Genomic DNA, 15,412 nt, shown 5'->3' with positions numbered 1-15,412 from the left:
ACGCTTATTGCAAGCTAATTGAGAAATTTATCTTTTGAAATATACAGTTTTCAAGGAGCCGTGAGGATTTTCTGTGTGGGAAGTTTGAGTATTTTTATTTTACCATAAAAGGATTTCTTTTGTATTTGCTTGTTGGGTGAATATAAAATTAAAATATATAGATATTTGGTCTATTTTGCCGCACAGTGGTACAAGGTGTGGTAGGCAGAACGAAATTTTTTGGCTGTATATAATACAACATGCTATAATAATAATTAAGATTATTTTTGAGGTGATGTAATGATTACAGGTGAGTTGAAAAACAAAATAGATAAAATTTGGGAAACCTTTTGGACTGGTGGCATTACCAATCCATTGGATGTTATTGAGCAGTTTACTTATCTTATGTTTATCAAGCAACTGGATGAGGTGGAAACTCGTCGTGAAGCTGATGCTATGATTTTGGGCTTTGAGCCAGATAGAATTTTTTCAGAAGATGAACAGGAATATCGCTGGAGCAGATTCAAGAATCTGGGGGATGCTGATATAGTATATAAGCTGATTCAGGAAAAGGTATTTCCGTTTATCAAGGGACTTCATAGCGATAAGGATTCCGCTTATGCCAGGTATATGGGGGATGCTATCTTCAAAATTCCTACGCCGGGACTGCTTAGCAAAATTATTGATGGTATAGATGGGTTGAATATTCAGGAAGCTGCCGAGGGAGGAGATAGCAAGGGAGATTTGTATGAGTACCTTCTCTCCAAGGTGGCTACTGCAGGTACAAATGGACAGTTCCGTACGCCAAGGCATATTATCAAAATGATGGTGGAAATGGTTAAGCCAAATCCAAGTGATACTATTATAGATCCGGCTATGGGTTCTGCCGGATTCCTGTGTGAGGCTCAGTTGTATTTACGGGAGCACCATAAGGACATGCTGTTGGATGCTGAGCTGCGGAATCATTTTAACAATGAGATGTTCTATGGCAATGATATGGATACTACCATGCTCCGTATTGGTGCCATGAATATGATGCTTCATGGGGTAGAAAACCCAAATATTAGTTATAGAGATAGCCTTTCTGAACAAAATTCAGATGAGGAAAAGTATTCCTTGGTTTTGGCTAATCCTCCTTTTAAGGGGAGCTTAGATGCAGAAAGCGTATCTGCTAGCCTGCTAAAGGTCACTAAAACCAAGAAAACGGAGCTTCTTTTCCTAGCTTTGTTTTTGCGTATTTTGCAGAAAGGCGGCAGGGCAGCAGTTATCGTACCAGATGGCGTATTGTTTGGCAGCAGCAAGGCTCATAAGCAGATTAGGCAGGAACTGGTGGACAATAACAAATTGCAGGCAGTAATATCTATGCCAAGCGGTGTGTTCAAGCCTTATGCTGGTGTATCTACTGCAATTTTGTTCTTTACAAAAACTGGTGCTGGTGGTACAGACAAGGTATGGTTTTATGATATGAAGGCAGATGGCCTTAGTCTTGATGATAAAAGACAGGCTGTGGAGGCAAATGATATACCTGATATTATTAGCCGATATGAAAATCTATCTGCTGAGGAAAATCGTCAACGGACAGAGCAAAGCTTTATGGTTCCTGTGGAAGAAATTCGGGACAATGGCTATGATTTGTCTATTAATAAATATAAGGAAATTGTCTACGAAAAAGTGGAATATGAACCAACATCTGTGATTTTGGGAAAAATTAATGCTTTGGAGGCAGAGATTCAGCAGGAATTGGCTGAACTGCAGAAAATGCTGAAGGAATAAAAGCTTTGTTGGTATAGTTTGATGTTGGTTGGAGGATGCTGGTACAAAGGGAGTTTGTATCAGTATGCAAAAAAGAATAGTTACCGTATTGAATGAAATGTCAGAATATCTTTCTTTGACACAGATGAAGAAGCTACAGGAAGTAATGCTTAGGGAGCTGGGCGGCAACAGGCCTGATATTGAGAATTTGTCAAATGAAGATTATTTGACAAAATTTTTGGAGGCAAAGAGGGTTGAGGGCTGTTCAGGTCGAACTATAAAATATTATCAAGCTACAGTGGAGCATTTGCTAAAGGATATGGCCAAGTTTTCTATTCGCAAAATGACCACAGAGGATATTCGGACATATCTTATGGAATATCAAAAAATTAATGGCTGTAGTAATGTGACAATCGACAATGTTCGTCGCAATCTATCTAGTTTCTTTAATTGGCTGGAGGAAGAGGACTATATATTGAAAAGTCCTATGCGACGGATTCACAAAATACGCACGAAAAAGGCTGTCAAAACCACTATATCTGACGAGAGTATGGAAAAATTGCGGGATGGTTGTGACAATCTTCGGGATTTGGCTATGATAGACTTTCTGTATGCTACTGGGATTCGCGTAGGAGAGCTGGTAAATCTGAATATTGATGATGTGGATTTTGATGGTCGGGAGTGTGTGGTATATGGTAAGGGAGACAAGGAGAGGAGAGTTTATTTTGATGCCAAGGCCAAGGTGCATCTAAAAAAATATTTGAAATCTCGCAAAGATGGTAATAATGCTTTGTTTGTAACTCTGGATGCGCCATATGATAGGCTAAAAATTAGCGGGGTGGAAATAAGGTTGCGGCAAATGGGGCGCAAATTGAATTTGGATAGAATCCATCCTCATAAATTTAGACGAACTATGGCTACCAGAGCTATTGATAAGGGGATGCCTATTGAACAGGTGCAGAAAATATTGGGACATTCTCAGATTGATACTACGATGCAATATGCTATGGTTAATCAAAGTAATGTTAAGGCTGCCCATAGAAGGTTTATGGCTTAGAATTGTTCTTTTAATACAGCCTGCGGTCATAACGACTTTTGCTTTGTCGGTTAAATGCCCCTGCCTGATGATGTATTCTAACGCACTAATACCGCTTATCGCTGAGCCAATTCACATAGGCCGTAATGATAGAGAGTGCAACTGGGGCCACTTTTGCTGCGCAAAAGCGGGAAGCCTCCTAACGCAAAAGTGTCATGCCCCTCCGGCTGTTGACGAATCATATTGCCTTATCGGTATATATGACCAGAAATACGACCTTGCAAATCTGTCAATTCGGATTTGCGAGGAAAATGCATATGAATTACATTATGTTGAAAGATATATGTGCTATTAATATGGGACAGTCACCAGATTCCAATAGTTATAACGATGAAGGATATGGACTTCCTTTTTTTCAAGGAAATGCCGATTTTGGAGAACGATATCCCATAGCTAAAAAATGGTGCTCAGCTCCACAAAAAATAGCAAAGCCAGAAGATATCCTCATTTCTGTTAGAGCACCGATTGGTGCAGTGAATTACGCGAAAGAAAAATGTTGCATAGGACGAGGTTTAGCTGCAATTACACTAGATAAATCAAAGGTTTCAAAAGAATTTATATTTTGGCTTTTGAAGAGCAAAAATCAGGAACTAAATAATAAAGGAGTGGGAAGTACATTTAAATCAATAGGGCGAAAAGTATTAGAAGAAACATTGGTGCCAGACCTAACAAAGGAAAAGCAGATGCGATATTCTGAGATTTTAGAAAAATTATATTTTATCATTCAATCTCGAATGCTACAGCAAAAGGAATTGGATGAGTTAGTAAAAGCCCGATTTGTCGAGATGTTTGGTGATCCTGTTATTAATTCAAAGAATCTAGAGACAAAAGAACTTAAAAATGTGATGACATTGAAAGCTGGTGACTTTACAGCTGCATCTGATATTTTAGATGAACCATCAGAATCTAATCCATATCCTTGTTATGGTGGAAATGGGGTTAGAGGGTATGTTGCGGAATATAACCAAGAGGGCGAATATTCTCTTATAGGTAGGCAAGGGGCATTAAGTGGGAATGTGCAATATGTGAATGGAAAGTTTAAGAATACTGAACATGCTTTATTAGTTACGCCCTTGGTGGAAATAAACAGTATTTGGTTGAATCAATTACTGTTAAATCTTGATTTGAAAAGATATCAGACAGGTGCGGCACAGCCAGGTATATCTGTTAAAAATTTGCAAGAGATACCGATTGTTTGTGTTTCTATTGACGAACAGAATCAATTTGCAGATTTTGTAAGGCAAATCGCTAAATCAAAATTGCAAGTGTATCAAAACATTGTGATAAATCATAGGGTTGCATAGAAAAAGCAGAATGATTCGGCAACAGCCGGAGGGGCATAACACTTTTGCATCGGGAGACTCTTGCTTTTGCGCAGCAAAAGTGGCCCCGACAGCACTCTTTATCATTACGGCCACTGTGAATTGGCTCAGCGACAAGCGGTATTACTGCGTAAGACTAAGCCATCAGGAAGGGCCATTAAGTCGGACAGAGCAAAAGTCGTTATGACCGTAGGCTGTATCGCGAAAAATATGATGTTCTTTATCAAGCATAAAATATAGATATAGGTATTGTTAAATTATAGAATGTAGGTTAGTATTTTAGTATAGAAAAAATTCGGATTTGTGGGGAGAAAAAATATGAAGGTAAAGCTTGAGGATGTTTGTAAGAGAATATATGCAGGTGGAGATGTACCAAAGAATAGATTTTCTGAGAGTAAAACAAAAAAATATTCAGTCCCTATATATGCGAATGCAGAAAAAAATAATGGATTATATGGATATACCGATTTAGCTAAAGAAGATGAACTGAGTATCACCATTGCAGCTAGGGGAACTATAGGATTTGTAGCTATACGAACTGAGCCTTTTTTGCCAGTAGTTCGCTTGATTACGCTTGTTCCAAATTTATCAAAGATTTCTGCACGTTATTTGTATTATGTTCTTAGAAATTTAAAACCTAAATGCAGTGGTACATCAATACCACAACTTACAGTACCTGATATAAAGAAAAATGGCATTAAATTGTATGCCATATCGAAGCAAGAAGAAATGGCAGATCAATTAGAAATATTAGATAACATTATTAAAATTCGCAGTCAAGAAATAAAAAAGCTGGAAGATCTTATCAAAGCCCGATTTATCGAGGTGTTTGGCGAATCAGATAAAAACACAAAACAATTTCCTGTAAGAAAACTTAATGAAATATCTTCTTATTGGAATGGTCTAACATACAAGCCTGTTGATACAGTAGAAGATGGTAACGGAACTCTAGTGTTACGGTCTAGTAATATCCAAAACGGTGTATTAGCATTTGATGATAATGTATATGTGAGTTGCGATATTAAAGAAAAGTTGCTGGTTCAGGATAATGATATTTTGATGTGTTCAAGGAATGGTAGTGCAGCTCTTGTAGGTAAAACAGCATTAATAAAAGGGCTTGTAGAACCTACAACTTTTGGCGCTTTTATGATGATTATACGAAGTGAGTATTATTCATATCTAAAAACATATTTTGAAATGCCATTTTTTAGAAGTCAGATATCTACAGGGACTTCAACGATTAACCAGATAACTGGGAAAATGTTAAATGAAATATCACTTCCCGTTCCTGATATTGGCACAGTTAAGGTGTTTGAGGAGTTTGTTAATCGGATCGCTAAATCAAAATCTGTTATAGAAAAGAGCCTAAAAGAATTGGAAACCTTGCAGGCCTCTCTGATGCAGAAGTATTTTTCCTAAGGGGTGTGGTAATATGTTTGGTATATCTACCTCACAATGGAAAATAATCTTCCGTATTTTTCAGGAATATCAGAATGGTATTCAATGGATTAAGCTCTTTGGTTCCAGGGCGCGGGGGGATGCCAAGAAAACTTCCGATGTTGACTTGGCAGTATTGGGCACAGAAGGTGCCATTAGAAAATTAGCAATTGCCTTGGAGGATAGCAATGTACCCTATACCTTTGATGTAATTGACTACGAGCGGCAGGTTAATGAAAATTTGCAAAAAGCCATTGACAATGAGGGAAAATTGCTTTTTGCAACAGCAGGAGGAAAGTATTCCATGACAATAGCACAGCTACAGATGAAATGGGAGGACTATCACAAGGCTATGAAACGACTGCGGATAGCTGCCAATAGCCAAGCAGATGCAGATGGTCTTTATCTGGATGCCACGATTCAGCGCTTTGAATTTTGTTTTGAATTAGCTTGGAAGCTGATGAAGGCCATGCTGGATTATGAAGGCATTGAGGCTAGTAGTCCCCGCAGTTCTATTCGTGAGGGGTGGAAGCAAGCCATGATTGACAGTGCTGAGGATTGGCTGCAAATGCAGGAGCAACGCAATCTTTCCTCCCACACCTATAATGAAAGTACAGCACAGGATATATACGAGAAAATTTGCAGTAAATACATTGGTTTATTAACAGCCTTTGAGCAGGAAGCCGCTGAGAGAATAAATCCCCATAGCTAACGGGGAATAGGCTGGAGAGATGGAGTGGTACAGATGGCATCTAATTTTGCCTATTTGTTGGATAAAAAGGGATATTCGGAATTTGCTCAGGCAGCCGTGGAGGCAGAAAAGGCACTGGCTATTTCGCCTGCCAGCGTGGCTATTCACGCTCGCAAGGCCTTGGAGCTGGGAGTTAAATTTATTTATTCTGTGGAGCCAAGCCTGACTATTCCCTACAAGGATAATCTATCAGCCTTAATACACAATTATTGCTTCAAGGATATGATAGGACTGAATTTATTCCACCTTATCAAATTTATTGTGCGACTGGGAAATGTGGCGGTACATTCAGGTAGTCCGGTACAGGCAGAGGATGCCATTTTGTCTCTCCGTAATCTCCATAGCTTTTGTGATTGGATTGATTATTCCTATTCTGAGGATTATCAGCAGGTAGAATTTGATGTAAATATTTTGCCTAAGCCAGCTTCGGAAAGTCAAAATAAACAACAGTTACAAAAAATGGCCGATGCTTTGGACAAGAAGTCTCAATCTCTGGAGGAACTAAAAAAATTAAATGAGGCCTTAATGAATCAGCTGCAGGAGTTAAAGCAAGTCAATATCCAGCAGAGGGTTTTTCAGGTGGACGAAATCAGCGAGGCAGAAACCAGAAATCGCTATATAGATTTGGCCTTGATGGAGGCTGGCTGGCGGATTGCTGGTGCTCAGGTAAAGCTTCCTAATTGCTATACCGAGGTGCCGGTGGCAGGAATGCCTAATAATAGCGGCAATGGCTATGTGGATTATGTGCTTTATGGTCAAGACCAGATGCCTTTGGCGGTGGTGGAGGCCAAGAAAACATCTGTAGATGCTATGGCAGGTAGTTATCAGGCCAAGCTTTATGCAGATTGCCTAGGGAAGCAGTATGGTCGTAGACCTTTGATTTTTACCACCAATGGTTTTGAGATTTTTTATACAAATGATTTTCGACAGGAAGCAAGACGGCAGATTTCTGGTTTTTTGACTCAGGATGAACTGCAGCTAGAAATGGAACGCCGGAGAACTAGAAAGCCTCTATACCATATTGAAATTGATGGAAATATTACCAATCGTCCTTACCAGAAAGAAGCGGTTATTACTGCTTGTGAAGAAATAGAAAACCATCATCGCAAGCTGTTGATTGTACAGGCTACCGGTACAGGGAAAACTCGCGTCAGCATTAGCTTGGTGGATGTATTGCTAAAGCATAATTATGTGAAGAACATTTTGTTTTTGGCAGATAGAACAGCATTAGTAAGGCAGGCCATGAGAAACTATGTGGATTTGCTGCCAAATCTTACCTGCTGTAATTTGACAGAAAACAAGGAGGATCCTCAGCAGTGTAGAATGATTTTTTCTACCTATCCTACCATTATGAATGCCATAGATAGCAATCGGCTAAAGGATGGTAGACGGTTGTTTACGCCAGGGCATTTTGACCTGATTATATTGGATGAGGCTCATCGCTCTGTTTACAACAAATATCAGGATATTTTTCAATATTTTGATGGTATGCTGTTGGGGCTTACGGCTACTCCAAAAAGCGAGATTGACAAGGATACCTATGGCGTATTTGATTTGGAAAAGGGCAATCCTACCTTTGCCTATGAATTGGAGCAGGCGGTAGAGGAAGGTTATTTGGTAAATTATACAACCTTGGAATATAAGGATGCCATTATGGAAAATGGTGTTCATTATGATGAGCTGTCAGAGGAGGATAAAAAGCATTTTGAGGACACCTTTGCTGAAGATCCTACGATAAGTGTTACTAAAAAGGTGCCTAATACGGCGGTTAATAAATGGCTCTTTAATCAGGATACCATTGACAATATGCTAAAGGAATTGATGGATAAGGGACTAAAGGTGTCAGGAGGAGATGTTCTTGGCAAAACCATCATCTTTGCCCGCAGCAGCCTCCATGCCAAAGCTATAGTGGAACGGTTTAATAAGCTGTTTCCTGAATATGGGGGGAATTTATCAAGCAGATTGATTACAGTATCAAATATGCTGATGTGCTATTGGATGATTTTGGTACAAGGGATAAATATCCGCAAATTGCTGTATCTGTGGATATGTTGGATACAGGTATTGATGTGCCAGAAATCCTTAATCTGGTATTTTATAAAAAGGTAAAGAGCTATGCCAAATTCTGGCAGATGATTGGCCGGGGGACTCGGTTGTGCAAGAATCTGTTGGGGAAAGGGCAGGATAAAGATAAGTTCCTGATTCTGGATTTTTGTGGGAATTTTGACTATTTCCGTGTTAATACCAATGGTCAGGATAATGGTAAACAGGTCGGCTTGACAGAAAGAATTTTTAACACCCAGGTGGAGATTTGCAGATGTTTGCAGGCTGGAGAATATAATCAGCAAAAGGAGTATGTTGATTTCCGGCAGAATTTGGTAGAAATGCTGTGTCACGAGGTAATTTGTCTGAACGATGATAGCTTCCGTGTTAAACTGCGTAGAAAATATGTGGATATTTATCGGCAGATAGAAAACTGGCAGGATTTGGACACCAGTAAAATTGCTGATATAAAACAAAATATTGCTCCCATTGTTCCTGTGACAGACAAGGATGAGCTGGCAAGGCGTTTTGATTATACTATGTACAGTATTATATTAGGCACTTTGAATCAGACTAATATCAATAGGTTTGCTGTTATGGTAACTACCAGTTGCCAAAAGCTGGCAGGAAAATATACAATTCCACAGGTTGCAGCTCAGCGACAGCTTATTGATAGGATAATTCAGGATGGGTATTGGGCTGAGGCAGATATTTTTGCTTTTGATCAAGCCAGAGAGGCACTACGGGAGTTAATGCAGTTCTTGGATAGTGAGATTCAGTCTATTTATTATACTCATTTTGATGATGAGCTGGTGAATATTAGTGTAGGAGAGCCTTTGGGTGGCGGTTTTGGACTGAAGCCCTATAGGGAAAGAGTAAAGAGCTATCTCCATGAACACGAGGATACCTTGGCGGTGTATAAGCTGCGGAATAATAAGCAGATGACTACCACTGATTTGGCAGTGCTGGAGAAAATTTTGTGGCAGGATTTGGGTTCCAAGGAGGATTATGTTAAGACCTATGGGGAGAAGCCGGTAGGGATGCTGGTGAGAGAGCTGCTGGGTATGGATCAGCAGGCTGTAAATGAGGCCTTTAGTGAATTTATTACGGATAGCAGCTTGAACAGCAGGCAGATTGATTTTGTTAAAATGATTATTAGCTATATTGTGAAAAATGGCAATATAGTAGATGTAAAATCCACTTTTAGTCAACAGCCTTTTACAGAATTTGCTGGAGGTATAGGCAATTTGTTTAGGGATAATATGTTAGTGGTGCAAAGAATTATGGGAAAGGTATCTGATATTAGAAAAAATTCCCAGGAAATTATCTAAAGATGAAGAAGCTTTGATTTACCTTGTATATTTCTTGAGAATATGATGATTATTAATTGCATATATCCACAAGGAAATATGGACATTTGGTCTATTTTGATGTACAATAGTACAAAATTGACAATATAGGAGAGTTGCAATATGAGATCAGATGTTGTAAAAAAAGGCGCTACTAGATGTGCTCATCGTTCTTTGTTTAATGCTATGGGATTTGGCCCTGAGGATTTGCAGAAGCCGTTGATTGGTATCTGTAATTCCTTCAACGAGGTTATTCCTGGTCATATACATTTGAGAGAGATTACTGAGGCGGCTAAGTTAGGTGTTGCTGCTGCTGGTGGTACTCCTATGGAGTTCCCTGCTATTGGTGTTTGTGATGGTATTGCTATGGGCCATACCGGCATGAAGTTTTCTTTGGCCAGCCGTGAGCTGATTGCAGATTCCATTGAGGCTGTAGCTACTGCTACTGGCTTTGATGCTTTGGTGCTTATTCCAAACTGCGATAAGGTTGTACCAGGTATGCTGATGGCTGCTGCCCGTCTGAACATTCCATGTGTGGTTGTCAGCGGCGGCCCTATGCTGCCAGGCCGTTATCAGGGACATGATATCAGCGTTAGCCAGTCCTTTGAGGCTGCTGGTGAATTTGCTGCTGGCAAGATTACCGAGGCTGATATGACCTCCATTGAGGCTGCTGCCTGCCCTGGCTGCGGCTCCTGCGCTGGTCTCTTTACTGCCAACACCATGAACTGCCTGACTGAGGCTCTGGGTATGGGCCTGCCTGGCAATGGTACTATACCGGCTGCTTATACTGGTGCTCGTCGTCAGCTGGCTAAGCGGGCTGGTCATGTAGTTATGGAGCTTTTGAAGAAGGATATTAAGCCAAGAGATATTCTTACGGAAAAGGCCTTTGAGAATGCCATTACTGTAGATATGGGTATTGGCGGCTCTACCAACACTGTTCTTCATCTGACTGCTATTGCTCATGAGGCTGGTATTGAGCTGCCAGCAGCTAGATTTGATGAAATCAGCCGTAAGACTCCTTATATTGCTAAGCTGAGTCCTGCTGGCACTCACCACATGATTGATTTGAATGAGGCCGGTGGTATCAATGCTATTATGAAGGAGTTGTCCAAGAAGGGCGTTATTCATACTGATGCTATGACTGTTGTAGGCACTGTGGCTGAGAAGATTGCCAATGCCAAGATCCTCCGTCCTGATGTTATCAAGACTGTGGAGGAGCCTTATCGCAAGGAAGGTGGATTGGCTATTCTCTCCGGTAATCTGTGCCCTGAGAATGCAGTTGTCAAGGCGTCTGCTGTGGCTGAGGATATGCTGGTATACACTGGCAAGGCAAAGTGCTTTAGCTCTGAGGAGTCTGCTGTTAATGCTATCATGGATGGCAAGATTGTTGAGGGTGATGTGGTAGTTATTCGCTATGAGGGACCAAAGGGTGGCCCAGGTATGCAGGAAATGCTGAATCCTACTGCAGTTATTTCTGGCCGTGGTTTGAAGGTTGCTCTGATTACCGATGGTCGCTTCTCCGGTGCCAGCCGTGGTGCCTGCATTGGCCATATTTCTCCAGAGGCTATGGCCGGCGGCCCTATTGCCTTTATTGAGGACGGGGACCTGATTGATATTGATATTCCAAATCGTAAGCTGGAGCTGCGGGTTAGCGATGAGGAGCTGGCCAAGAGAAAGGCTGCCTGGGTAAAGCCTGAGCCAAAGATTAAGACTGGCTATCTGTCCCGTTATGCCAAGCTGACTACTTCTGCTTCCCGTGGTGCTGTAGTTACTGCTGACTAAGGAGTCTGTCTATGCATATTGTATTGATAGAGCCGGAGATACCGGGAAATACTGGTAATATTGCCAGATTGTGTGCTGCTACAGGTATTGAACTGCATCTGGTAAAGCCACTGGGGTTTTCCATTGATGATAAGCACCTCAAGAGGGCAGGCTTGGACTATTGGCATTTGGTGAAGGTTCATGTTCATGAGAATTTTGCTGAGGTACAGGAGAAGTATCAGGGGCACAAATTCCATTTTTGCAGTACCAAGGCACCAAGAGCCCATTCTGAGACTACTTTCGGTATGGATGATTTGCTGGTATTTGGCAAGGAAACTGCTGGTATTCCAGAGGATATTTTGAAAGCAAATTGGGAGGACTGCATCCGCATTCCTATGATTGAGGGCGCCCGCTCTCTCAATCTGTCCAATTCTGCGGCTATTGTAGCCTATGAGGCTATGCGGCAGTTGGATTATGCTAACCTGCAACAGGTTGGTCCCGGCACAAGAACTTGATATAAACATAAATTTGAATTGATTTATAGGAGGAATTGTTTTGAGTAAGGTATTTATTACAGGTCACAAGAACCCTGATACTGATTCTATTTGTTCCGCATTGAGCTATGCTGCTTTGAAGCAGGCTCAGGGTGTAGAGGCTGTTGCTGTACGTCTGGGCGAGGTAGGCAAGGAAGCTCAGTATGCCTTGGATTATTTCCAGGTAGAGGCTCCTGAGCTGATTGCCTCCGTAGAGGAGAAGCAGGCTGTTATGCTGGTAGACCACAATGAGCCAGCTCAGTCTGTTGATGGTTTGGACAAGGCAGAGCTTCTGGAGATTGTGGATCATCATCGTCTGGGTGGCCTGAACACTGCTAATCCTATTTTTGTTCATATTGAGCCAGTAGGCTGTACTGCTACTATTATTACCAAGATGTTTGACTGCCAGAAGGTAGAGCTGCCAAAGAAAATTGCTGGTCTTTTGCTGTCTGCTATTGTATCTGATACTGTTCTCTTCAAGTCTCCAACCTGCACTGAGCAGGACAAGGCTGCTGCTGAGAAGCTGGCTGTTATTGCTGGTGTAAATCTGAAGGAATATGGTATGGCTATGCTGAAGGCTGGCGCTGACCTGGGAGATTTGACTCCTGCTCAGATTGCCAAGACTGATTCCAAGCCTTTCTCCTTTGGTAAGTACAAGGCTATTGTGGCTCAGATTTCTGTTATGGATACTGCTGATATTCTGGCCAAGAAGGCTGAGCTGGTTGCTGCTATGCAGGAGCTGTGCCAGAATGAGGGCTATGATATGTCCCTGCTGATGGTTACTGATATTATGGAGGAGTCCACTGAACTGGTATTTGTAGGTGAGCCAAAGCAGTTGATTGCTGATGCTTTCGGCAAGGATGCCAGCGGTGATTCCATCTATCTGCCTGGGGTTATGTCCCGTAAGAAGCAGATTGTACCTCAGCTGACTGAGGCTGCAGCAAAGCTGTAAATAGTATTATTCAAGGGCTGCTGATGTATGACAGTAAAACACATCGGCAGCTCTTTTTGAGTTTGTGGGGGAATGAGTCTTGGATATTTTTTCTGGTTTGAATCCGGCCCAGCAGGAAGCGGTGGCCTGTCTGGAAGGCCCTTTGCTGATTATGGCTGGAGCTGGCTCTGGCAAGACAAGGGTACTGACACATCGTATTGCCAATCTTTTGGAGCATGGAGCAGCTCCCTATAGCATTTTGGCTATTACCTTTACCAACAAAGCAGCGGCAGAAATGCGGGAACGTGTGGAGAATATGATTGGTCCTATGGCCAAGGATATCTGGCTTAGCACCTTCCATTCCTTTTGTGCCCGCTTTTTGCGCCGGGAAATCGAAAGCACCGGTATGTACAAGAGCAATTTTGTTATTTATGATTCCGGGGATTCTCAGACCGTAGTAAAGAAGGTTATTCGGGAGCTGAATCTGGACGAAAAGCAGTATAATCCCGGTGGTATCCGCAATGCTATTTCTAATGCCAAGAATCAAATGCTGGGGCCTATGGCCTTTGAGGCTCAGGCTAGTGATTTTTATCAAAAAAAGGTGGCCGAGGTTTACAAGGGGTATCAGAAGCTGCTGAGGGAGAACAATGCTCTGGATTTTGATGATCTGCTGTTGGTAACGGTTTCCTTGTTATCTGAAAATGAGGAAATCCGCAGTCGGTATCAGCGTCGCTTCCGTTATATTCTGGTGGATGAGTATCAGGATACCAATGGGGCTCAGTATCAGCTGACAACTTTGTTGGCTGGGGGCTATCGCAATCTTTGCGTAGTAGGTGATGCGGATCAGTCCATCTATGGTTGGCGTGGTGCTGATATTAGCAATATTATGGATTTTGAGCAGGATTATCCTGATGCCAAAACCATTATGCTGGAACAGAATTATCGCTCTACCAAAACCATTTTGGCGGCGGCTAATGCAGTTATCGAAAATAACACTCATCGTAAAAAGAAGAATCTCTGGACAGATAATGTGCAGGGAGATAAAATCACTACCTATATGGCCAGTGATGAGCGGGATGAGGCTAGATTTATTACGGAGAGCATCAGCAAGCAGCATGATATCTACAAAACCTCCTATGGTGATATAGCTATTCTCTATAGAACCAATGCCCAGTCCCGTGTGCTGGAGGATGCCTTTATGCGGGTAGGTCTGCCTTATACAATGGTGGGGGGATTGAAATTCTACGACCGTCTGGAAATCAAGGATATTACTGCCTACCTCCGGGTGCTGTACAATCCTATGGATTCGGTGAGCCTCATGCGGATTATCAATGTGCCTAAGAGAGGCTTGGGCCAGAGTACCATTGAAAAGCTAATGGTCTATGGTGTGGAAAACAATCTCAGCCTTTTTGAGGTAATTGCCAATGAGGAGCTTTTGGAGCAGGTGCCTGGCTTAACCGCCCGGAGCAAAAATCCTTTGAAGAAATTTGCGGAGCTTTTGTTTACGCTTATGGAGCGCATGGACAAGCTGGCTGTTTCGGATCTGATTCAGGAGGTTATGGATACTACAGGCTATCTTGAAGCCTTGAAAAATGACAAGGCGGAGAAAAAGCTGGAAAATGAATCCCGAATTGAAAACCTGCAGGAGTTTGTAGGAGTAGCCAAGGATTTTGAGAAGGAAGAGGAGGAAGAACCAAATCTGGAGAACTTCCTTAGCAAAATGGCTTTGCTGTCAGATATTGATAATTCTGATTTGGAGGAGGAGAGGGTTACTCTCATGACGCTTCACTCTGCCAAAGGTTTGGAGTTCCCTGTGGTATTTATGACTGGTATGGAGGAGGGAATGTTCCCTCACAGCCGTACCCTGATGGAGCCAGAGGAGCTGGAGGAGGAGCGCCGTACCTGTTATGTAGGTATTACCAGAGCTCAGCGCAAGCTGTATATGACCTATGCTTCCATACGCACCATCTTTGGTCGCACTGAGGCTCATGAGCCATCCCGCTTCCTGTATGAGTTCCCAGAGGAGCTAAAGGAGGAGCTGGCTTTCCGTCGCAAAAGAGAGGACAGCTTTATTGGCTTTGGCGGTAACTATGATGGCTGGGGCAGTATTGGCGGTGGCGGTATTGGCAGAAACATGAGGCCTAATATGTCTACAGCTAGGCCGACTCCTAAAGGACAGCCTATGTCTGGCTTAGAGGCTCTTAATGCCCTGCGCAGTGCCAACCCATCCTTGGCAGGCTCTGTGAAAATGGGCACCAAGAGTCTGAATCGGCCGGATATGTCTATTCAGTGGAAGGTGGGAGATAAGGCTTCCCATTCCAAATGGGGCACTGGCACTGTGGTGAAGGTGGCAGGCAGCGGTGAGGAAACGGAAATTCAGATTAATTTCCCAGGTATTGGCCTAAAAAAGCTGATGCAGAGATATGCGCCTCTAAAAAAGGTGTAATTGGAGGATAAA

The 15,412-nt window shown here is 42.2% G+C and carries 11 protein-coding genes; all 11 read left to right on the top strand.

The genetic code is table 11. The features are described 5' to 3' along the window. Positions 1-279 precede the first annotated feature (279 nt). The 11 genes from I6E26_RS01550 to pcrA all read left to right on the top strand — a co-directional run bounded on the left by I6E26_RS01550 (position 280) and on the right by pcrA (position 15,400). The gene (locus I6E26_RS01550; protein ID WP_235320065.1) at positions 280-1,752 is read left to right on the top strand and encodes a type I restriction-modification system subunit M; all 1,473 of its coding nucleotides are present in this window, start codon (positions 280-282) and stop codon (positions 1,750-1,752) included. 64 nt (positions 1,753-1,816) lie between these two features. Then, positions 1,817-2,788 (top strand): site-specific tyrosine recombinase/integron integrase, encoded by a 972-nt coding sequence (xerA, locus tag I6E26_RS01545; protein WP_235320064.1) that lies wholly within the window; start codon positions 1,817-1,819, stop codon positions 2,786-2,788. 296 nt (positions 2,789-3,084) lie between these two features. Next, positions 3,085-4,131: a restriction endonuclease subunit S gene (locus I6E26_RS01540; protein WP_235320063.1), complete on the top strand. Its 1,047-nt coding sequence runs from the start codon at positions 3,085-3,087 to the stop codon at positions 4,129-4,131. A gap of 336 nt (positions 4,132-4,467) precedes the next feature. Further along, the gene (locus I6E26_RS01535) at positions 4,468-5,568 is read left to right on the top strand and encodes a restriction endonuclease subunit S (protein WP_235320062.1); all 1,101 of its coding nucleotides are present in this window, start codon (positions 4,468-4,470) and stop codon (positions 5,566-5,568) included. Between the two features lie 13 nt (positions 5,569-5,581). After that, positions 5,582-6,298 carry an HI0074 family nucleotidyltransferase substrate-binding subunit gene (locus I6E26_RS01530; protein ID WP_235320061.1) on the top strand — a complete coding sequence of 239 codons (717 nt, stop codon included), beginning with the start codon at positions 5,582-5,584 and terminating at the stop codon, positions 6,296-6,298. Between the two features lie 33 nt (positions 6,299-6,331). Next, positions 6,332-8,446 carry a DEAD/DEAH box helicase family protein gene (locus I6E26_RS01525; RefSeq protein WP_235320060.1) on the top strand — a complete coding sequence of 705 codons (2,115 nt, stop codon included), beginning with the start codon at positions 6,332-6,334 and terminating at the stop codon, positions 8,444-8,446. Further along, the gene (locus I6E26_RS01520; protein ID WP_235320059.1) at positions 8,386-9,711 is read left to right on the top strand and encodes a type I restriction-modification enzyme R subunit C-terminal domain-containing protein; all 1,326 of its coding nucleotides are present in this window, start codon (positions 8,386-8,388) and stop codon (positions 9,709-9,711) included. The genes I6E26_RS01525 and I6E26_RS01520 overlap by 61 nt, the downstream gene beginning before the upstream one ends. A 141-nt stretch (positions 9,712-9,852) precedes the next feature. Beyond that, positions 9,853-11,511: a dihydroxy-acid dehydratase gene (gene ilvD / locus I6E26_RS01515; protein ID WP_235320058.1), complete on the top strand. Its 1,659-nt coding sequence runs from the start codon at positions 9,853-9,855 to the stop codon at positions 11,509-11,511. An 11-nt stretch (positions 11,512-11,522) separates the two neighbouring features. Continuing rightward, on the top strand, positions 11,523-12,005 hold the full coding sequence (gene trmL / locus I6E26_RS01510) for a tRNA (uridine(34)/cytosine(34)/5-carboxymethylaminomethyluridine(34)-2'-O)-methyltransferase TrmL (protein WP_235320057.1): 483 nt from the start codon (positions 11,523-11,525) through the stop codon (positions 12,003-12,005). A 40-nt stretch (positions 12,006-12,045) separates the two neighbouring features. Next, positions 12,046-12,975, top strand: coding sequence for a manganese-dependent inorganic pyrophosphatase (locus I6E26_RS01505; RefSeq protein ID WP_235320056.1), 930 nt, complete (start codon positions 12,046-12,048; stop codon positions 12,973-12,975). 79 nt (positions 12,976-13,054) lie between these two features. After that, positions 13,055-15,400 carry a DNA helicase PcrA gene (gene pcrA, locus I6E26_RS01500; protein ID WP_235320055.1) on the top strand — a complete coding sequence of 782 codons (2,346 nt, stop codon included), beginning with the start codon at positions 13,055-13,057 and terminating at the stop codon, positions 15,398-15,400. The last annotated feature ends 12 nt before the right edge of the window (positions 15,401-15,412 follow it).

This window comes from Anaerovibrio lipolyticus (assembly GCF_021531495.1).
Classification (GTDB): Bacteria; Bacillota; Negativicutes; order Selenomonadales; family Selenomonadaceae; genus Anaerovibrio.
The sequence above is the reverse complement of the archived record's forward strand: the minus strand, read 5'-3'. Positions and strand labels throughout refer to the sequence as shown.